The organism is uncultured Campylobacter sp., assembly GCF_938045625.1.
Lineage (GTDB): Bacteria > Campylobacterota > Campylobacteria > Campylobacterales > Campylobacteraceae > Campylobacter_A.
This window is the reverse complement of record NZ_CALIAV010000023.1, coordinates 68,672-87,314: the sequence shown is the minus strand read 5'-3', so window position 1 is coordinate 87,314 and position 18,643 is coordinate 68,672. Positions and strand designations below refer to the sequence as shown.

Sequence of the window (18,643 nt, the reverse complement as noted above, 5' to 3'; positions counted from 1 at the left end):
AGAAAGCTCAGAAAAAATATGAAAATCATCTCGCTGATAATGAAGAAAATTTGGCGCATTTTGATCCCCGCGGTTTTGATATTCGTCATTTTTATAGCCGTCCTAAAACACGGCGTCGAGATAGAAAATATCGACGCGGGCGACTTTAAAATAGAGCAATTATATATAAAACTCGATAAAAAAATAATTTTACGCGCGAAAAATATAGAGATGCCTAAACAAAGCGCCAAGGATAGCTCCGAGGAAGCGCTACTAGACCTCTCCAAAAATATCGTCTGGATCGATAGGCTGTTTGACGAAATTTTACTCGAACGCGTCAAATTTTTAAACAGCGAGTCCACGCTATTTTACAGAGACGACGTTTTTTACTTAGATAGCCCGTTTTTGGCGGTTAGTTCAAATTTTAAAGACACCGAGGACGGCATAACCGCAAACGTTTATCTGCTCGAGTTTAAGGACTTTAACATCACTTTAAGCGGCGTTAGCAATGCCGATTTGAGGCGTCAAATTTACGATTTTAACGGCACTTTTTCTAGCCACGAGCTAAACGGAAACGCTGCTATAAATCTCAAAAAAAGCGAGCTATCATACGAGCTAAGCGACATAAACGCGACTAGCCTAAGAGGCTTTATGGACGAGCTGGGCGCAAAAACTGGGCTAGATAAAGAGATAAAAAGCTGGATCTACGGCTACATCACAGCGGATAACTACTTCGTAAAATCGTTTCGGGGTAGATTTGACCTAAACAAGCAAGAACCCTATCTAAACGAGCTTAGCGCGCAGGGATTTTCTAAAAACGTAAAGGTTAAATTTCACGAAAAGTTGCCCCCTGCGACCGCCGAGGGAGTCGACGTCGAGCTAAAAAAAGGTTCGCTATTTTTCACGCTAAAAAACCCAAAATGGCAGGGCAAAAATCTAAACGGAAGCAATCTTGAAATCTATAAAATTTTCGAGGAAAAAGGCGCGGGACTCACGCTAAATCTGCAAACCTCGGCTCTCTACGACAAAAGCGTAAACTCCATACTAAAGGCCTACGATATCGAAGTTCCCGTCGAGCAGCTAAGCGGCAAAACCGACGGCAAACTCGCGCTTGATATCAAATTTGACCCGCTAGAGGTGACGCCTAAAGGAAAATTTAAGATCACCGGCGGACAAACCCTGATCGCGGGAGCTAAATTTAACGTAGATACCGCAGACGTCGAGCTTTTAAACGACAAGCTAAAGGTAAATGCAAAAAACACGGGGATGGATTTTTTTAGCGCGGATGCGGCAGTAAATCTCGATCTAGGCAAGCTCGCAGGCGACATAAACGGCACACTAAAAGGGCTAAATTTGGCATTTGGCAAGAGCGAAATTTTAAAACTAGGCGCGACGCCGTTTGCGGCTAGGCTTGATTTTAGCGGCAAGGATACGAAGCTAGATATCGCGTCTCCGGCCGCCGTAGGTTTAAGATTCGGTGCGCAAAACGAGATAAATTTACCCGACGCGCACGGTCTGCTGCCCTACTCGCCGCTGCTAAAAAGCCTGCAAATCTCTGAAGGCGGCGTAAATATAAAAACCAAGGATTTTAAAAATCTTAGCATCGAGGCTAACGGCGTCAAATTTGAAACGCCACTGCTTAAAAAAGACGGCTCGCCGTATGACGCCGATAGCTTTACCATCGACGTAAATGCAAATGGCGCAACGGGCAAAAGCAAAAGCGGCGGTCTAAATTTCAAAATCGCGGGCGGCAAGACGGAGCTTTTTATAAAGGAGCTTGATCTGGCGCTTAGCGGAGATGAAAATTTGACCGACAAAGACGGCGACATCGAGTTTGAGGCCAAGGGCTCAAAGCTGATTTTAAATGATTTCAACGCGACTCTAGACCTGCTAGCCTACAGCGGCCAGAGTGCGGGCGGGACGGTGAGATTTGACGCCAAGCCCGCTCGCGGCAACTTTTCGCTCATAAAATCGGACAAAAAATTTAAAATGTGGGCAAACGACATCAGAGGCGAGTTTATCAACTCGATTTTTAACATCAAAAGTTTTGAGGGCGGCAGCTTTAAAATGCGCGTTTTAGGTGCTAGCACAGATGATTTCAAAGGCGAAGTGAGGCTAATCGGCGCCACGCTAAAAGACTATACATTTTACAATCAGCTTCTGACGTTTTTAAACTCCGTGCCATCCCTGCTCGTGTTTAAGACGCCGGATTTTGGCGCAGACGGGTATCCGGTGAAATTTGGCAAAATTTTGTTTGAGAAAAAAGGCGATGTATTAAAGTTTCTAGCTATCGAGCTAGAGAGCTCGAGCGCCGATATCGGCGGACACGGCACAATAAATCTCGCAACCAAAGAGATCGACGTGGATCTGGAACTAAAGCTACTAAAGGACGCCAGCTCCATCATCGACAAAATCCCGCTCATAAATCAGATCGTGCTGGGCAAAGACCGCACCCTCTCGACCGTCATCAAGGTGCGCGGAACGCTGCAAAAGCCGCAGTACTCGACGCAAATCCTGCAAGACGCGCTACTCTCGCCGTTTAAGATAATCAGAAACGTACTTGAAGCGCCGTTTTTGATATTTGAGTAAATTTGACGAGCTTCCGGGCGGCTGCGCCGCTAGTTTTGCGGGTTAAATAAAGCCAAATTTGATACCCCGCGCAGCTCGCCTATGCAAGGCGTTCGCGGGCTCCTAGCAAATTTAATCAAATTTGCGCTCTTTGCTATTTTTGAACGGCAAGCATGAGTGCCATACCTAAATACGGCAAAAACCGAATCGAAAACAAAGCCCAAAATCACAGCGTCAATAACCGCATAGCAAAATTTCGCCCTTAAAATAGGTTAGACTCGCTGCGGATTTTCATAAATTTGTAATCTTATAGGCCGTGAAAACCGAGAGCAAAACGCCAAACGTCGCTGCGATATTTGGTGCCGCAAAGCCAAAAATCGCGTCCGCGTCAAATTTGATAAAAAATGGCGCCAAGGCTAGTAGCAAGATAACCAGGCATAGATCTAGTACGCAGACGTACCAAACGCGCTCAGGGTAAAAATGCCCCCTAAAAATTAGCGCGCCGACCGTAGATTTTGCACATTTATTGTAAATTCACGGCGGATTTTGGCGTTTGGCGCCGTCTTGCCGGGACTATGATTTTTATAAATTTGCTTACGTTTTAATTTTTTTCGCTAGCGGCTCGGGTGTTTTGCGGCGTCAAATTTAGCTTTTGATCTCATCGTCAAAAAGCTCGCGAACGTCCCACCCAAAAGCTTTCGGGCATAAAAATCGGCGAGTCTAAAATCTCAAGTAGGGCGCCTTCAAAATATAAAAACCGCGCGACTCTTTGGAGTCCGTCAACGGTTTTTAGACTCATGTCCGCTAGCTGCAGCACCTTTAAAAGCTACATTTTATCAGCCGTCCACTCGGCAAACGCCAAAAACCGTGAATCGTCCGAAAACGTAAAACACGCTGTAGCCTGCTCGCTAAGTAAAATTTGCTCAATCTCGCCGCTTTGGCTAAATTTTACGTTTTCGCTCTCGCTCTCGCTTTCTTAGCGCTTCAAATTTAAACCCTGCGCCTCCGCTCTTGCGTCGCCGCTAAATCCGCTTTGCAAATTTACGCCGCCTCGCAAAAGCTCCGCACTCGCGTAAAGCCGTAGCTTGCCCAAACTCGGCGCGCCCATGGCTAGGTCGAGACCATCAAATTCTGCGCTAAATTTACAGTCCACGCTACACTCTTTCGCGCTGTAACTCCAAGCAGAACCCATTTATTTCCTTTCAAATTTATTTAGTTAAATTTATCCGCGCGTTTGCCTACGACGCACAAATCTCGTGGTCTCACGGCTCAAAATCAAAGCAGTAAAAATCATCCGTCTCGCTCCAAAGCTCCTCTAGCGAGCATCCGTCTATCTGCGGTGCGGCGTAGAGTTCTTGCAATGTGGAAAAATACCGCTCGCCGCTCGCGTTTGCGCCAAGCTCGTCCGAGCACCTTTGAAACGAGCAGCGATCCGCATAGGCGATGATCATGTATTCCTCGCCGCGCAGGCGAAAGCTAAGCTCGGGCTCACCGCCCTGGGCTACGCATTTTAGCAGCATTTGCTCTATGGTTTCAAATAAGTATTTAGGCATTTGGCTTATTTTTAAATCTATTTTGCAGCGTTTTAAATAGTGGAAAATGCGTAAAATTTGCCGCATTTTTGGAAACAAATTTTAAAAATCGGCTCAAATTTAAACATCAAATTTGAGCTAAAATTTGCGGCAAAATCACCGCATCTCAAGGCGCATGAGGTGCATATCCTCGCCGCCCGTGACCTCTAGCTCCTGCGAGCCGCAGGCCGGACACGTGAAGTCGTTTTCGCTAAGCTCGCCGCTAAAGCCGCAGCTTTTGCACTCCACGGCGACGTTTTGCACTATGATCTCAAGCTCGGCATTTTCGCAGATCGTACCCGTTTTATAAACCTCAAACGCGCTTTGCAGATAGTGAGGCTCGACGCCGCTTAGCCTCCCTATACGCACCTCAAGGCGCACGACCTCTTTCGCGCCGTTTGCGGCGGCATTTTTCTCGCAGAGCGCGACTAGGCTTTGGACTATGCTTAGTTCGTGCATCGGATTTCCTTGATTGCGGACGGAGCGGATTTTATTTGCACGGACGCGCCTAGGGCGTAAATTTGATAAATTTTGCGAGCCCGCTCTCGTGCCGTCCAAGCCTCAAAAGTCAATGCGATTAAATTTGACCTATCCATCGCCATGCCTAGCATATTCGAGGCAATAGCTCGCCCTTTGGCGCTTCTAAAAAGCGTTTCGAGCCGTATACGTTTTGCAGGATGACGCGGCCGTTTGCGACGCCTAAAATCTCGCCGATCGAGGCTGCGTTAGCGTCAAATTTGCGTAAAATCTCAAGCGCGCGCGCCTCATCTTTTTCATCTACGGCTAGCACGAACGTACCCTCGTTGGCTAGCTCATAAGGCTCAAAGCCAAACAGCTCGCAAACGCCTGTCACTTCGTCGCCGACCTTGATATCCTCCTCGCGAACGAGGATGTCTAGGCCGCTAAATTTCGCCCATTCGTTTAGCACCGCCGAGAGACCGCCGCGCGTCGCGTCGCGCATACAAAGAGGCTTCACGCCGCCAGTAATCAGCGCCTTTACCGCGCCCACTAGCGCCTTGCAGTCGCTTTTTAGATCGCTTTGTAGATCGAGCTCCTCGCGGCTAGCCAGCACCACCGCGCCGTGCCTGCCCACGTCGCCCGAGATCAGGATCTTTGCGCCCGCCCGCAGGCTTTTTAGCTCCACGCCCTCACAGACGATCTCGCCGATACCGCTCGTATTGATAAAAATTTTATCGCATTTACCGCGCGGCACGACCTTCGTATCACCGCAGACGATCCGCACGCCGTTTTCGCGAGCGACCGCGGCTAACGAGCCTAGCACGCGCTCTAGCTCGGCTATTTCCAGCCCCTCCTCAACGATGAGCGCACAGCTTAGGTACTTTGCCTCAGCACCCACCATAGCTAGGTCGTTTATCGTGCCGCATGCGGCGATCTTGCCGATATCCCCGCCGTTAAAAAATATCGGCGTAACAACGAAACTATCGGTGCTAAAGGCTAGCTTGCCGTTAAATTTAGGCGTCAAATTTGCCGAGTCGCCAGCATTTTTGTCCGCGTGAAAATCGCTGAAATTTAGTATCGCGCTGTCGTTGCTCTCGCGCAAAATTTCATTATCGAATATCCTAAAAATCGTCTCGTTTATGAGCGAGTTCATCTCCTCGCCGCCGCCGCCGTGGCTTAGCATTATCTTGCTCAAATTTGCCTCCTCTTAGCCCGCGCTTTTTACGTCGCCGTATTTGTAATATGCCGCGCACGCGCCCTCGCTAGAGACCATGCACGAACCCACGGGAGTTTTTGGTGTACAGGCTTTGGCGAAAATTTTGCAGTCAAACGGCTTTGCGCGCCCGCGTAAAATTTCAGGACAGATACAGGCCTTGCTCTCGCCTTTGCTTTGGACGCTGCAGTCAAATTTGACCCTCGCGTCAAGCTTCGCGTACTCGGAGCGCAGCTTCATACCGCTTTGAGCGATCACGCCAAGACCGCGCCAAGAGAAGTCGCACGGCTCGAAAAATTTAGCTACAAGTTCCTGCGCTTTTACATTGCCCTCGCGCGTAACGACTCTTGCGTATTCGTTATAGACCTCGTGCGTGCCCGCGTTTTGCTGGCGGACGAGATTTAGGATACCGTCCATCAGATCAAGCGGCTCAAATCCGCTAACCGCGATAGGTTTTTTATACTCGGCCGCGATGCTCTCGTAGATGCCATATCCCGTGATCACGCTCACGTGGCTAGGTCCCAAAAATGCGTCGATCTTGACGTTTTCGTCATTTAGGATCGCTCGTACGGGTGCGGGGACGGTAACGTGATTTATGTGGAAAAATAGATTTTTCAGCCCGAGCTCCAGCGCCTTTTGGACTAAATTTGCGCTCATAGGCGTCGTCGTCTCAAACCCGATCGCGAAAAATATCACGCTCTTTTCGGGATTTTCGCGCGCGATTTTGATACAGTCTAGCGGGCTATATAGCGCTCTGATGTCGCAACCCTCGCCGCGCAGCTTTTGCAGGCTGGTGTTTGAGCCGGGGACTCTCATCATGTCGGCTAGAGTGCACAGGATTGTGCCTGGCATCTGGGCTAGCTTTATCGCCTCGTCGATGCGGCTTCTTGGCATCACGCAGACGGGACAGCCCGGGCCGTGGACGAAATTTATATGTTCGCCCACTAGCTGCGGCAGGCCAAATTTCATGATCGAGTGCGTGTGTCCGCCGCAAATTTCCATGATATTTAGCGGTTTTACGCTCTCTTTTTTTATGAGTTTTGAAAGCGCTAAAATAAGCTCTTTGTCGCGAAAATCATTGATTAGATTCACGCTTTTTCCTTTGCGTTTGGCTCGTTTGCCGCCGCTTGCATGGCGCTTAGTCCCGCGTCGCCTTCGTCCGCGCCGATCTGGCCGCTCTCCATATCTTTGGCGATTTGGCGGTAGATTTCGATGCTCTCTAGCGCAAATTTCGTATCGATTTTTTCCATCGCGTAACCGACGTGGATGAGTACGTATTCGCCCACGGCTACGGGCTCGGCGATGAGATCGAGGCTCACGCGGCGACTCACGCCTAGCGTCTCGACGGTAGCGACGTTATCTTCGTCGATTGAGACCACTTTTGAAGGGATTGAGAGGCACATTATCTAAGTTCTTTTTTAAATTTTAAGAAATTTAGCCACTTCTCCATGCCCTCGCCCGTTTTTGCGTCAAGCTCAATGACGCCCACCTTCGGATTTAGTTTGCGAGCCTCTTTGACGACTTTTTTTACGTCAAATTCAAAATGCGGCAACAGCGAAGTTTTGGTTATCACGATGAGATCGGCAGCGCGAAACATCACGGGGTATTTGGCTACCTTATCGTCGCCTTCAGGCACCGAGAGCAGCACGACGTTAAAGTGCGAGCCCACGTCGTAGCTAGCGGGGCATACGAGGTTGCCGACATTTTCAACGAAAACTATATCAAGGCCCTCTAGCGGCAGATGATGAAGCCCCTCATGCACCATAAAGGCATCGAGGTGACATGCCTGTCCGGTCGTGATCTGATGGGCTTTGCCGCCAGCTTTTATTATGCGGTCGGCGTCTTGGTTGGTCTCTAGATCGCCCTCAACGACGCCGATTTTAAATTTACCGCTTTTTATCGTGGCTTCTAGTAGCGTAGTTTTTCCGCTGCCGGGGCTACTCATGAGATTTACGCATAAAATCCCGTGCTCATCCAAATGAGCGCGGTTGTGCGCGGCCTCTTCGTCGTTTTGGGATAAAATTTTAGTTATCACTTCGACCGTTTTACTGTCATTTAGCGCAGGGTGCGCGTGGCCGTGGCTATGCTCGTGAGCCGCGCCGTGTCCGTGCTCGGCACCGTGATCGTGAGCGTGCGAGTGAGTCGTGCCGTCGGCGTGAGTATGGGCGTGATCGTGCCCACCGAGCGAGCATCCGCAATCTTTACACATTTTGTTTCTCCTTAGCGATTTTTTGGGGTTATTATACTCTTAGATGTTAAAATCTCGCTTTAGTTTCATACCTTGAGGATATTATTTCGTTGCGTTTTATTTATATTTTGAGATTTTTGCGGCGGCGGCGAGGCGGGTCAAATTTGACTCAAATTTAAGCCGCGTTAAATTTGAAGCACTAGGCTAAATTTGACTTCAGATTAGTCTAGTCAAATTTAGCCCTCTTTGCCGATAAATTTAATATCCGCGAGACTCGCCCGCGTTTGGTTTTTCTAGCATGATATCTTTGATGCGAGCTTTGCCATTATCCATCACGCTGATGACGGCCGTGGCGTTAAACTCCATCATATCTCGCTCCATCCGCTTTGCGCTTTTGGGCGGCATAAAAAAGGCTTCGATGCCGAAATTTGCGGTATTATAATCAACCCTGCCAGCTAAAAACGTCCCGCCATCAGGCTGCTCAAAGCTATATTTGTCAAATTTATACTTGCCGTCTTTATCTTGCTTTAAGATAGCGTAAATTTTAGCGCCGTGCAGCTGCTGCCTTTTGCTCAAATTTGAGTCTCTTTTGTCCAGCTCGTAAATGCTTGCAAAGCCGTAGCTAAGGCGCACGTAGTCGCCGCGAAACATATCGCGCGGATCGTAAAGCGTAGTTTGCAGCAAGATCTCTTTGCCAAAATATATCGGCGCGTACGCATACGCAAGCATCGCTATCACGGCTAAAATTTGAAATACAGCGGCGGCAAAAATCAGCTTTAGTTTCATCTCGCGCTCCTTTTTTTAGAGATCCTAGACACGCCGAGCACCACCAGCGCAAACACCAAAAATAGCGCGCTAGCACTAACGTAATCGCCGACTAGATCAACATATCGCACGAACGCCACCCAAAAGATGAGCGCGATGCCAAATTTCATATTATTTTGCTTGATAAGAGCGACCGCGACGCAAACGCCGATGAGCGAAAACACGCCCTCCTCGTAGCCCGCAAACGCGTCTAAGATAAAAGGTAGCGCCACTAAAAGCGCTCCGACTGTTGCGGCGGCGTATTTTTTAAAGTAAAACGCAAGTCCTAAAGAGGCCGCGCAAAAAGCCACAAACAGCGCTCCAAACACGCTTTTTAAAAATGTAACGCCGTTTAAAACATTCTCGTAGCTCTGGGCGCCATAAGGCCACGGACGCGAAAAATGCAAGTCCTCGTAAAGCGAAATATCAAAGCACAAGATGCCGGCGCCGCAGACGATGCCGACGGTTTTGAGATAAAACGCGAGTTCAAATTTGCCCGCCCTCTCAAGCAAAAACGAAGCGCAAACGGCTAGCAAGCAGTAGCTAAGCGCGAAAAAATGAACTCCGTAAAACGCGTCGTCCACGCGCAGATCAGCTAGAAAATACCGCTCGTAAAGCACGAAAGAGACGATATAAGCAAACACGCTCGCAAAAAGCGCGCCCGTAAGTAGCCACGAATCGTCGCGCCAAAGCACCGCAGCCGAAGTTACGATAAACAGCAAAAATCCGTGCGAAACGCCGCTAAACTCAAACTCCATCAAAAACCAAATAAGCCCCAAAATAAGAGCCTGAAGCGTGATGATGGACTTGCGCGTAGCAAGCCCGAGCGCCAAAGCTCCAACCGCCCACAGCAGCACGCCGTTTGGCATATGCTCGCCTAGATGGTAAATTTGCGCGACTAAAACGATCGCCGCACCGTAGCAAAAGTTACCCAAGAAAAACAGCGTCGTAGCCTGCGTCTCTTTGCCATTTTTCTGCGCCCAAACTCCGCTAAAATTTACCGCCGCGAGTATGCCAAGCACTATGATTAGCCTCACGGCGCGCGGTAGCTCCTCCCAATTTGCGCCAACTAACGTAAATAGGGAAAGCGCCAAAAACAGATACGCTACGAGCTTTAATATAAAGCTTCGCCGCTCGTTTGCGCCCGATAGATCTATATCGTATCTAGCTGCTATCTTGCGCGCCGCCTCGTCGCTTATCAGCCCATCCTCTCGCCACTTCGCAAGCTCGTCTGCGAGAAAATTTTTATGAAATATCATCATTTTTCTACTCCACGCATTTCATTATCCTGTGTCGCCCAGCCCAGTAGAGCACCGCATAGCCCGCCGCACCCGAGATCACCGATGCGATTAGCACGGCTAGCTTATCGGCGTAGGCAAACTCGTAGGTGTCGTGATAGGAGAGCGAATTTATAAAAAGACTCATCGTAAAGCCGATACCGGTAAGCAAGCAAAGACCGTAAAACTGAGCTAGATTGCAGTATTTGGGTAGCTTTGCGAGCTTAAATTTGATCGCAAGAAAACAAAAGCCAAACACCCCAAGCTGTTTGCCCGCAAACAGCCCCAAGATGACGCCTAGCGATACGGGATGGAAAATCTGCTCCAGACCGATGCCTTTTAGCGAGATGCCAGCGTTTACGAAGGCAAACACCGGTAGCACGAAAAAGGCGACATAACCGTGCAGGTCGTGCTCGATCTGCTTTAGCATCGAGCCCTCGCGTCCTTTGCCTTAAGCGGTATAAAAAATGCCGCCACGACGCCCACTAGCGTCGCATGCACGCCTGATTTTAGCACGCTCACCCAAAGGATTATGCCCAAAATCACATAGCAGGCTTTTTTATTTACGCCGGCTAAATTTAAAGCCAAAAGCCCTAAAGTAGCCACTCCGGCAACCATAAACGACATAGCCGAGAGATGTCCGCTGTAAAATATCGCCATTATCAAAATAGCGCAAACGTCGTCGATGATAGATAGCGTCACGAGGAAAATTTTTAGACTCGCCGGCACTCTTTTGCCTAAAATCATTATGATACCTAGAGCAAACGCCGTGTCCGTCGCAGTCGGGATCGCCCAGCCTTTTAGCGCGAAAGCATCGGCGTGGTTAAACGCGTAAAAAACGAGCGCGGGCATGACGATGCCGCCTGCCGCACCCACGATAGGTAGCACGATCTGAGCGGGATTTCGCATCTCACCCTCGACTATCTCGCGCTTTAGCTCAAGCCCCAAAAGAAAGAAAAACACCGCCATAAGCCCGTCGTTTACCCACAAAATGAGCGGCTTTTGCAGGCTAAATTCGCCAAAAACCACGCCCATATTTATACGTAAAAAGGAGTTGTAAAATTCGCTCAAAAAGCCGTTTTGAAATATCATCGCAAAAATCGCGGCAAGGATGAGCAAGATGCCCGAACTAGCCTCGTTTTGGACGAAATTTTTAAAAGAGATATGTTTCAAATTTTAACCTTGAAATAAAAATAGTGATAAATCCTGATAATTTTAGCGTTAAAGAGATAAATGCGTGATAAAAGAGAGACTTTTGCGGGCAAATTTGATATGGCTTATCAAGCTTGCCCGCATCTTAAGCATTATGAGCGCGGGACGGCGGCCTTGGTTAGTTTTGAAAATTTAACCCCTTTTAGTCCGCCCATCTTTTCGGAAAATTTCTCGATAGCTCCCGCTTTACCGCGAAGTATGAGAGTCTCCAGGCAGTTGTCGTGATCTATATGGACGTGAGTCGTGCAGGCGATGTGCAAATTTGCCTGGTGCTCGATGTCCATCATTTTCACGACGAGGTCGTTTTGGTGGTGCAAATAAATGAGCGTCAAAACGCCGATGAGATCCTCGTCCGCGTCTTTCCAGCTGTCATTTACTATTTTTTCCCTAATCAAATCGCGAGTAAACTCGCTTCTCGAAGCATAGCCCTGAGCGCTTATTTTGTTGTCGAGTTCGTCTAATAACTGCTTTGGCAACGAGACGCTGAATCTTATAATGTTTTCCACTATCGCCTCCTTAAAGAAATTATTAGTTATTATACATCAGAAAACTTTAATTTAAATTAATATAAGCGCGATCTGACCGATAGCTACCGAGGAGTCGTTTGACGAAAAGTTCTTATTTATGTAATACTTCTTACCTTTTTGCTTAAGAATTAAAATTACATTTTCAAGCAGGGCTTTATTTTGAAAAACTCCGCCTGCGAGCAAGATATCGTTTGACTGCGCGCAAGCTACGTCTGCTACAAGCTTTGCTAGCCCTTTTATAAAGCCCGTCGCAGCCGTTTTTGCTTCGTCTTTTAGAGCTCTTTTAAAGGCCTCTTTAAAGCAGATTTTGTCACTCGTGATCTCAAACTCATAGCAAGCGTCTAAATTTGCGTCGTAGAGCGCTTCTAGGCTCATCCCCGCCTCGCCCTCATAGCTGATACTATCAAGCCCGAGGATCACCGCCGCAAATGCGTCAAATATGCGTCCAAGCGAGCTTGTTTTGACGCAGTTTATTTGCTTTTCGTGCAGAATTTTTAGATTTTTTAGCTTTGCTGGCTCAAATTTGGCCAAAAACGCCTCCGCCTCGCACTCCAAACCATACTTTAAAATCGCGGCATAAGCTATCTGCCAGATATTTTTCACGCTAGCCTCGCCGCCGATCAGCAAAATTTCGTTAAATTTGCAAACCCGCTCGTACTCTTTGCCGCGCACTTTTAGGATCTCTCCGCCCCAGACGCTCCCGTCCGCGCCATATCCCGTACCGTCAAAGCAAAAGCCCAGATACTCGCGCTTTGCGTCCAGATCGTTTTCTAAAATCACCGAAAGCAAATGCGCGTGATGATGCTGGATCTGCGTGATTTTTGAGCCAAAATTTGCGGCATATTCGCGCGCCCATTTCAAATTTAAAAAATGCGGGTGCAAATCAGCCGCGATCTCGTCAAATTTTAGCTCGTAAATCTCGCTAAAAAGCTTGATTAGCGCGCAAAACCTCTCATAGGTCGCGACGTTTTTTAGATCGCCGATATACGGGCTCACCATTAGCTCGCCGTCCTTAAAGATCGCAAACTGATTTTTTAACTCGGCTCCGACGGCTAAAACTGTCTTTTCGCTCTTAAATTTAGTGCGGATAAATTTGGGATGCACGCCGCGGCTGGTGCGGATAAATATAGGCTCGCCGCCCGCTACGAACGCGATACTATCGTCGCTTGGCGAGTGTATCTCGCGGTCGTTATCTAGGTAAAAATCTATCACTCCGCCCAGCTTTTCTCGCAGGTCTTTTTCGCCATATATGATGGGCTCGCCCGAGACATTGGCCGAGGTGGCGATAACGTCGCCATCTAAGTACTCAAAAAGCAAAAGATGAACGCCCGTGTAGGGCAAAAATATGCCGATTTTATTTAGTCCTGGTGCTAAATTTGAGGGAACCGGCGCGCCAGGCAAGCTTTGTAAAACGACGATCGGTTTTAAATTTGAACTTAAAAGCCGCTGCTCCTCGGGCGAAATTCGTGCGTATTTTTTAGCGCGCGCTAGGTCTTTGCACATCACGGCAAATGGCTTTTTAGGTCGCTTTTTGCGCTCTCTTAGCAGCCCCACCGTATCCTCCTTTAAACGGCACATCAGATGAAATCCGCCAAGCCCCTTTACGGCTAAAATTTTGCCCTCGTTTATGAGACGCGCGGCCTGCTTTGCGCTTTCGTTATCCTGCGCTAAAACTCGCCCGAATTTGTCTTTTAAAGCAAGCCTAGGCCCGCAGTTTGGGCAGGAAACGGGCTGTGCGTGATAGCGGCGATTTAGCGGATTTTTGTATTCGCCGCCGCAAAATTCGCACATCTTAAACGCGTTCATCGTCGTGTTTGCGCGGTCGTAAGGTAGCGACTTGATAATCGAAAACCTCGGGCCGCAGTTGGTGCAGTTGATAAAAGGATAATGATACCTCGAGTCTGCGGGGTCGTAAAACTCGCGCTCGCAGTCTTGGCAGAGGGCAAAATCTGGCAAGATAGGCGCGTGTTTTTTGGCCGATTTTGAGGCGACTATCTGAAAGTCGTCAAATTTCGCGCCCTCTAGCTCGGTTTTTCTCATTTCGTCGATACGAGCGAGGCTTGGTAGCTCCTCATGCAGCGCTTTTTCAAATTTTTCTATCTGCTCGCCCTGCCCGTAAAGTATTAGCTTTACGCCCTCGTCGTCGTTATAAATTTCGCCTGCAAGGCCGAATTTAAGGGCTAGATTATAAACAAAAGGGCGAAAACCCACACCTTGAACCAGGCCTGAAATTTCATATTTAAAACATCTCTTCAATCAAAAACTCTTTGCTAAATTTGGCGTTTAAACCCGTTTTTAGATGCTTTAACGTCAAATTTGCAAGCGTTTTGTTCTCAAAAAGCGAGCCGCAAAGCAGCGCATTTTGCACGCCGAAATCCTGCTTTAGCGAGTCTGAAAAATCGCTCAAAAAATACGCCAGCGACTCGGCGTATCCGTAACTAAGTAGCCTAGCATCGACGCCTGCGAGCCTAAAGCTCATGCCGCTTCTAGCAAATTTAACGACGTCAAAATGCGTTTTGTTTAGCATTTTAAAATCGAGCCTAGGCCCTTTTGCGCCGTTAAAATCGCTCGCGTTTTGCAGTAAAATCTCTCCCGCTTTTTGCGTATCGCTATCAAATCCAAGCAGCACTCCAGCCATACAAAATAGCCCAAAAAAGCCGTTTTGTACGCCAAGCTCGCCGTGCGGCAGGCTAAAGTTTTCGCCGTAATTTTGAAGCAATCTCTCGCCGCCCTCCTCGCGCTTTATCTGCGCATAAAGCTCCTCAAAGCTCGCGGGCAAGGCGAAATTTAAGACGTTAAAATCATCAAATTTGGGGTAAATTTTAACTTCATCGTCTTTAAACCTGCTTAAAAATATCCTAGCTATCCCGCCCTCTGCGTCAAATTCTTTTTTTGCGAGATTAAAAGCGGCTAGATTTTTATCCGCAGCGCCCTCTATTCGGTTCAAATTTTCGCGCGAATAATAAATCCTAGAGCCGCTAAAAATGTATCCGTTTTCAAGCACCACGGCCTTAAACGGCGACCTTTGCGCCTTTAAAGCGATAAAATTTACGCCTGCTTTAAAAAGCTTGTCGCAAAGAGCGTAGATGAAAATGTCCCTAGCTGCGCAGACATCAAAAAATCTTGGCGAGCTTGGGTGGTTGCCGCGGTAGATCGCCGTCGTTTTTAGCATAACGGCGGGCTTTTCGTAGCTTGCCAGCGCTACCTGCTCGGCTTCATTTGCGATAAAAATTTTAGGTAAATTTTTAAGGTTTGTCGGCATTAAAAGATTAAAATTTGCATTTAATTCGGTGAAATTTGACGCTTCAAATTCGCCGCTAATATCTTTAAATTTAACACTTTGGCCCGCGCATAAATTTTTAAAAGCAAACTCCAAAAGCTCGCTAAAATTTGCCTTCGTCACGGGAGTAAATTTGCCCTCTATAAAAACGCAAACGTCGCTAAAAACGCCGTTTTCGCACTCTTTTAGCTCGCCTTTAAGATAGGCGCTAACGACGCTTGGCGTGATGTTTGAGAGTGTATTTTGCGGTTCGCTCGTTTCAACGCCTGGTAAATTTTCGCTCGCGTAGACCTTTGAGCCGCGCAAAAACACACTGTGAGGCAGCGAGCCAGAAAGCATATCCGAAAACGCCAAAAGCTCATCTTGCGAGCCATTAACGTAAAGCGTCGTTAAGTCTCGCTGCTTTATAAGGCTAAAATTTAACCCGCTTTTTTGCGCGTAAAATTTAAGAAAAAATGCGAAATTCTCACTCGCGCAATCAAACTCAAAAGCTAAAATCATATCGCGCCCTTTTTTGAAAACTCTAAAGCGATGTCTGAAACGCTAAAATTTGCGATCTTTTCGTAGCTAAATCCAAGACGCGAAAGCTCGTTTAAAAGCGTCTTTTCCATCAAATTTGCCCCCTCTTGCGCCTGCGCGGAGAGCTCAAAGCTCATAGGCTCGATACGTTTTGGCACGATACCTAAAATTTTCGTCCGCGGCAAATCGCCCGCAAGCTCCATGAGCCGCAAGGTTTCTAGCATCTCGACCTCGTGCGCGGAGCCGTTCCACGAGACGGCGGGCGGCATCTGCTCGTAACCGAAAAAATACACATCCCCCGTCTCGCCGCCCTCGGCGCTGATGCAGTCGGCGACTATCAAAACATCTGCCCAAGCAATAACGGGCGTGAGCGCCATGGCTAGCGTACCGCCGTCGATAAATTTTAGCTCCAAATTTGCGCCGTCTGCGTTAAATTTGGAGCCGTCTCGACGAGCTATATCGCCGCTTAAATTTGACGTGTCAAATTTATCGTCCAAATTTAAATCGGAGTCAAATTTAGCCCCGTTTTTAGGGCTAAATTTGTAGTTTCGCTCCATCATCTTTACAAAATGCACCCCAACGCCCTCGTCGCCGAACATCACGTTGCCGATACCAAGCACCAAAACGCGCATCAGTGCTCGTCTTTTACGTATTTGTAGCCGCTTACGATGGCATCCATAGCTCCGTTTTTGCCTTTTACGGCGTTAAATACCGCCATATACACGTGCGCCACGACAAAAACCATGATGATCCACATGCAGATACGGTGTATCGTGCGGACGTTAGCTAGACCCCCCATGAGCTCCTCGCACTGCCTCATCGGCTCGTAAAGTAGCCCGCCAAGCCCCTCGTGATAGACGTGGACGTAGAGCACGAGGCCCGTTAGGCAGATCAGAAAAAGCACTAGATAAAAGAAAAAATACGACGCAAACTGAAGCGGGTTATAAACGCCCTTTAGATGCGGGTGCGGGCCCAAAAACAGATAGTATTTTATCTGCGCTATCCAGACTTTCGGGCTAAAAAAATCGACTACGCTCACGACCTCTTTGCGGCTGTATTTATCAAATATAAATAGGTAAAGCTTGAAAATAAAGCACGCTATCAGGACAAATCCCGCGATCTGATGAGCCGCGCGCCACTTTGCGTTCATAAACAGCACGGGCTGGGTCGTGACCTCGGGACTAACGAAAACATAGGAAATATAGTATCCGCTCACGACTAAAAGGGTGATGGCAAAAAACCTGATCCAGTGCGTCGCTCTAAGCCCGATGGAAAATTCATACTCGCTTTTGCGGTCAAATTTATGCTCGCTCATAGCCGCTCCTTTCACAAATTCGGATTGATTTTGTATTCGCCCAGCTGCGTGCCGCGTGCATCCATCACGTGTACGGCGCATGCGATACAAGGATCATAGGAGTGGATCTTGCGTATGATCTCAAGCGGCTTGGTTAGATCGGCGATCTTTAGCCCGATGAGGCACTCCTCGTAGCTTCCGCGTACGTTTGCGGCGTCTTTTGGCGAGGCGTTCCACGTGCTAGGCACGACTGCTTGCCAGTTGGTTATCACGCCGCCCTTTATGCGGCACCAGTGGCTTAGCGCTCCGCGAGGGGCATTGCCTTGGAAATTTCCCTTATACTCTTTACCGTTATCTATGACGTATTTCGAGCAGGTTTCTTGATCGGTTTTTAGATTTTCTACTAAGCTATTAAAGGCGGTTAGTCCGTGATCGGCTACTAGTTTGGCCTCTAGCATCCTGGTTGCGGTTCTACCCAGAGTAGAAAATACCGCCTCGAGTGGAAGTCCAGAGTCTTTTAAGAATTTATCGACGATCTTTACCACGCGCTCGTTGCCTTTAGCGTAGTTTATCACGATGCTGGCTATCGGGCCCACCTGCATAGGTTTGCCCTCATAGCGAGGAGCTTTGATCCAGCTATATTTGCCCTTTTCGTCAAAGACTTTAGTATCTACCTCTTTGCCGTGGCCATCTAAGGTTTTCATATCTTTTAGGCCGGTGTAGTTTGGCTCGGTCTGCCCGTCGTACGGATGCAGCGGGGCCGGGTTTTTATACCATGCGCGAGTGGCTTCCTCGGTGATTTTATCGCCGTCTACTTCGTAAACCTTGCTGATGTCTCCGTTTATGATAGCGCCGCCCTGGATCAGATACTCGTTTCTGCCAACTAAAAACTCGTCGTAAGCGAACAAATTTGACACGCCGACGTCTTTTAGTACGCTAGGCTCGCTACCGTAGGCTTTAGCAGCCATGACGAGATCGGGATAATACGCCCTGTTAATAAAATCGGCAGTTTCTTGAAATTTAGTTAGGTATTCGCCCAGTCTTGCAGGATCAAGCAGATCCATGACACAGGTCACGCCGCCAACGGTAAGGCTTTGGGGGTGCGGGTTTTTGGAGCCAAATATCGCCATCATCTGCGCTACCGTCCTTTGTATCCTTAAACACTCAATGTAGTGCGAAAGCACGATCAAATTTTGCTCGGGCGTAAATTTATAGGTCGGATGTCCCCAGTATGCGTTGGCAAAAGGCCCTAAATTTCCCTTTTTTACGAAGGCTTCGACGCGCTCTTTTACCTCTTTTAGTTTATCTGCGCCGGTCGCATAAGGCGTATCGCAGTATTTAAACGCCTCGTCGCTAGCCTTGTGTGCGTCCGCGCTTAGAGCCGAGACCACGTCCGCCCAGTCAAGGCCGTGAAGCTGATAAAAATGCACTACGTGATCGTGCATATAAAGGGCGTTGTTCATCAGCGTGCGCGTTAGCTGCGCATTTAGCGGAGGAACGATGCCTAGCGCGTTCTCGACGGCCATGATACCCGCGCGATAGTGCGAAAACGTACAAACGCCGCAAATCCTCTGCATGAAAAACCCAGCATCCCTCGGATCGCGCCCCTTTACGACCTGCTCTATGCCGCGCCAGAGCGTCGAGCCCGAGTAGGCTTCTTTCACTACGTTATTTTCATCTACGACGACCTCTATGCGCAGATGGCCTTCTATCCTGGTTATCGGGTCTATTACTATTCTTTGCTCGCTCATT

17 protein-coding genes and 1 pseudogene are annotated in these 18,643 nt (G+C 48.3%); 2 read left to right on the top strand and 16 right to left on the bottom strand.

Going from position 1 to position 18,643, the window contains the following annotated elements; genetic code table 11:
• Positions 1-18: 18 nt before the first annotated feature.
• Together Q0386_RS02355 and Q0386_RS02350 are read left to right on the top strand one after the other, a co-directional pair.
• On the top strand, positions 19-2,568 hold the full coding sequence (locus Q0386_RS02355; RefSeq protein ID WP_299026537.1) for an AsmA-like C-terminal domain-containing protein: 2,550 nt from the start codon (positions 19-21) through the stop codon (positions 2,566-2,568).
• A gap of 776 nt (positions 2,569-3,344) precedes the next feature.
• On the top strand, positions 3,345-3,527 hold the full coding sequence (locus tag Q0386_RS02350) for a hypothetical protein (protein WP_299026535.1): 183 nt from the start codon (positions 3,345-3,347) through the stop codon (positions 3,525-3,527).
• Here Q0386_RS02350 and Q0386_RS02345 read toward each other — a convergent pair.
• From Q0386_RS02345 to Q0386_RS02270, 16 genes and pseudogenes are all read right to left on the bottom strand, one after another.
• Positions 3,524-3,739 carry a hypothetical protein gene (locus Q0386_RS02345; protein WP_299026532.1) on the bottom strand — a complete coding sequence of 72 codons (216 nt, stop codon included), beginning with the start codon at positions 3,737-3,739 and terminating at the stop codon, positions 3,524-3,526. The two genes, Q0386_RS02350 and Q0386_RS02345, sit on opposite strands and share 4 nt — an antisense overlap.
• Positions 3,740-3,809: 70 nt before the next feature.
• Positions 3,810-4,100 (bottom strand): hypothetical protein, encoded by a 291-nt coding sequence (locus Q0386_RS02340; protein ID WP_299026530.1) that lies wholly within the window; start codon positions 4,098-4,100, stop codon positions 3,810-3,812.
• A gap of 135 nt (positions 4,101-4,235) precedes the next feature.
• Positions 4,236-4,577 carry a hydrogenase maturation nickel metallochaperone HypA gene (gene hypA, locus Q0386_RS02335; protein ID WP_299026528.1) on the bottom strand — a complete coding sequence of 114 codons (342 nt, stop codon included), beginning with the start codon at positions 4,575-4,577 and terminating at the stop codon, positions 4,236-4,238.
• A 145-nt stretch (positions 4,578-4,722) separates the two neighbouring features.
• Positions 4,723-5,772: a hydrogenase expression/formation protein HypE gene (gene hypE / locus Q0386_RS02330; RefSeq protein ID WP_299026526.1), complete on the bottom strand. Its 1,050-nt coding sequence runs from the start codon at positions 5,770-5,772 to the stop codon at positions 4,723-4,725.
• Between the two features lie 12 nt (positions 5,773-5,784).
• Positions 5,785-6,882, bottom strand: coding sequence for a hydrogenase formation protein HypD (hypD, locus tag Q0386_RS02325; RefSeq protein WP_299026524.1), 1,098 nt, complete (start codon positions 6,880-6,882; stop codon positions 5,785-5,787).
• A complete protein-coding gene (locus Q0386_RS02320; protein ID WP_299026522.1) occupies positions 6,879-7,193 on the bottom strand; it encodes a HypC/HybG/HupF family hydrogenase formation chaperone in 315 nt (104 codons plus the stop codon). Before Q0386_RS02320 ends, hypD begins: the two co-directional genes overlap by 4 nt.
• Positions 7,193-7,999: a hydrogenase nickel incorporation protein HypB gene (gene hypB / locus Q0386_RS02315; protein ID WP_299026480.1), complete on the bottom strand. Its 807-nt coding sequence runs from the start codon at positions 7,997-7,999 to the stop codon at positions 7,193-7,195. Before hypB ends, Q0386_RS02320 begins: the two co-directional genes overlap by 1 nt.
• Positions 8,000-8,236: 237 nt before the next feature.
• Positions 8,237-8,764 (bottom strand): GDYXXLXY domain-containing protein, encoded by a 528-nt coding sequence (locus Q0386_RS02310; protein ID WP_299026477.1) that lies wholly within the window; start codon positions 8,762-8,764, stop codon positions 8,237-8,239.
• Positions 8,761-10,044 (bottom strand): DUF2157 domain-containing protein, encoded by a 1,284-nt coding sequence (locus Q0386_RS02305; RefSeq protein WP_299026475.1) that lies wholly within the window; start codon positions 10,042-10,044, stop codon positions 8,761-8,763. The genes Q0386_RS02310 and Q0386_RS02305 overlap by 4 nt, the downstream gene beginning before the upstream one ends.
• A 4-nt stretch (positions 10,045-10,048) precedes the next feature.
• Positions 10,049-11,232 (bottom strand): annotated as a pseudogene (gene nhaA, locus Q0386_RS02300) (Na+/H+ antiporter NhaA).
• A 131-nt stretch (positions 11,233-11,363) separates the two neighbouring features.
• Positions 11,364-11,777, bottom strand: a complete 414-nt coding sequence (gene nikR, locus Q0386_RS02295) for a nickel-responsive transcriptional regulator NikR (RefSeq protein WP_299026472.1) — start codon at positions 11,775-11,777, stop codon at positions 11,364-11,366.
• A 51-nt stretch (positions 11,778-11,828) separates the two neighbouring features.
• Positions 11,829-14,054: a carbamoyltransferase HypF gene (gene hypF / locus Q0386_RS02290; protein ID WP_299026469.1), complete on the bottom strand. Its 2,226-nt coding sequence runs from the start codon at positions 14,052-14,054 to the stop codon at positions 11,829-11,831.
• Positions 14,038-15,579, bottom strand: coding sequence for a hypothetical protein (locus tag Q0386_RS02285; RefSeq protein WP_299026467.1), 1,542 nt, complete (start codon positions 15,577-15,579; stop codon positions 14,038-14,040). The genes hypF and Q0386_RS02285 overlap by 17 nt, the downstream gene beginning before the upstream one ends.
• Positions 15,576-16,229 carry a HyaD/HybD family hydrogenase maturation endopeptidase gene (locus tag Q0386_RS02280; RefSeq protein ID WP_299026464.1) on the bottom strand — a complete coding sequence of 218 codons (654 nt, stop codon included), beginning with the start codon at positions 16,227-16,229 and terminating at the stop codon, positions 15,576-15,578. The genes Q0386_RS02285 and Q0386_RS02280 overlap by 4 nt, the downstream gene beginning before the upstream one ends.
• On the bottom strand, positions 16,229-16,912 hold the full coding sequence (cybH, locus tag Q0386_RS02275) for a Ni/Fe-hydrogenase, b-type cytochrome subunit (protein WP_299026461.1): 684 nt from the start codon (positions 16,910-16,912) through the stop codon (positions 16,229-16,231). Before cybH ends, Q0386_RS02280 begins: the two co-directional genes overlap by 1 nt.
• Positions 16,913-16,923: 11 nt before the next feature.
• On the bottom strand, positions 16,924-18,642 hold the full coding sequence (locus Q0386_RS02270; RefSeq protein ID WP_299026458.1) for a nickel-dependent hydrogenase large subunit: 1,719 nt from the start codon (positions 18,640-18,642) through the stop codon (positions 16,924-16,926).
• Position 18,643 lies beyond the last annotated feature (1 nt).

Coding starts and splice junctions, on each gene's coding strand:
- Q0386_RS02355 (WP_299026537.1), top strand. CDS start 19: ATGAAAATCATCTCGCTGATAATGAAGAAAATTTGGCGCATTTTGATC.
- Q0386_RS02350 (WP_299026535.1), top strand. CDS start 3,345: ATGTCCGCTAGCTGCAGCACCTTTAAAAGCTACATTTTATCAGCCGTC.
- Q0386_RS02345 (WP_299026532.1), bottom strand. CDS start 3,739: ATGGGTTCTGCTTGGAGTTACAGCGCGAAAGAGTGTAGCGTGGACTGT.
- Q0386_RS02340 (WP_299026530.1), bottom strand. CDS start 4,100: ATGCCTAAATACTTATTTGAAACCATAGAGCAAATGCTGCTAAAATGC.
- hypA (WP_299026528.1), bottom strand. CDS start 4,577: ATGCACGAACTAAGCATAGTCCAAAGCCTAGTCGCGCTCTGCGAGAAA.
- Q0386_RS02320 (WP_299026522.1), bottom strand. CDS start 7,193: ATGTGCCTCTCAATCCCTTCAAAAGTGGTCTCAATCGACGAAGATAAC.
- hypB (WP_299026480.1), bottom strand. CDS start 7,999: ATGTGTAAAGATTGCGGATGCTCGCTCGGTGGGCACGATCACGCCCAT.
- Q0386_RS02310 (WP_299026477.1), bottom strand. CDS start 8,764: ATGAAACTAAAGCTGATTTTTGCCGCCGCTGTATTTCAAATTTTAGCC.
- Q0386_RS02305 (WP_299026475.1), bottom strand. CDS start 10,044: ATGATGATATTTCATAAAAATTTTCTCGCAGACGAGCTTGCGAAGTGG.
- Q0386_RS02285 (WP_299026467.1), bottom strand. CDS start 15,579: ATGATTTTAGCTTTTGAGTTTGATTGCGCGAGTGAGAATTTCGCATTT.
- Q0386_RS02280 (WP_299026464.1), bottom strand. CDS start 16,229: ATGCGCGTTTTGGTGCTTGGTATCGGCAACGTGATGTTCGGCGACGAG.
- cybH (WP_299026461.1), bottom strand. CDS start 16,912: ATGAGCGAGCATAAATTTGACCGCAAAAGCGAGTATGAATTTTCCATC.
- Q0386_RS02270 (WP_299026458.1), bottom strand. CDS start 18,642: ATGAGCGAGCAAAGAATAGTAATAGACCCGATAACCAGGATAGAAGGC.